The organism is Haloferax sp. KTX1, from assembly GCF_902410085.1.
Taxonomy (GTDB): domain Archaea; phylum Halobacteriota; class Halobacteria; order Halobacteriales; family Haloferacaceae; genus Haloferax; species Haloferax massiliensis.
The window spans coordinates 1-406 of sequence record NZ_CABPRH010000296.1 but is presented as its reverse complement, the minus strand read 5'-3'; the positions used below and the strand labels follow the sequence as shown (position 1 = coordinate 406).

1 protein-coding gene is annotated in these 406 nt (G+C 42.1%); it reads left to right on the top strand.

Annotation, left to right across the window (positions count from 1 at the left end; genetic code table 11):
- Positions 1 to 406 (top strand): hypothetical protein (locus tag FY251_RS21920; RefSeq protein WP_222847925.1); only part of this gene is annotated, 406 nt, incomplete at both ends.

The window sequence follows — 406 nt, the reverse complement described above, 5'->3', positions numbered from 1 at the left end:
CACCAAAACCTTGAAAAAGGCCTTGTAGAATTTGTTCTTTATTCAGATGTCGTATCTTGCCCAAATTGTGGTTCTCAGCAGCCCTTCTACTCTATTGCGGTTGATGAAATAACGGACTCTCTTCGCTCGGAGCTCAGCTGTCCCTATTGTGGAGTAACTGCAAAAGCGGCAAGCTGGGAAGCATGCTACGAGAATCACGTTGATCCATTACTTGGAACTCAACACGAAGAAATAAAGACTGTTCCCGTTTTGATTAATTACTCCGTCGGCACTAGTCGGTACGAAAAAATACCTGATCAGGACGATTTATCGACAGTACATGAAGCCGAGAAAAATATAGATACTAGTAATTTTCCGACAGTACAACTGATCCCAGGAAAGGAAACTCAAAGAAATTCTTCAAGAG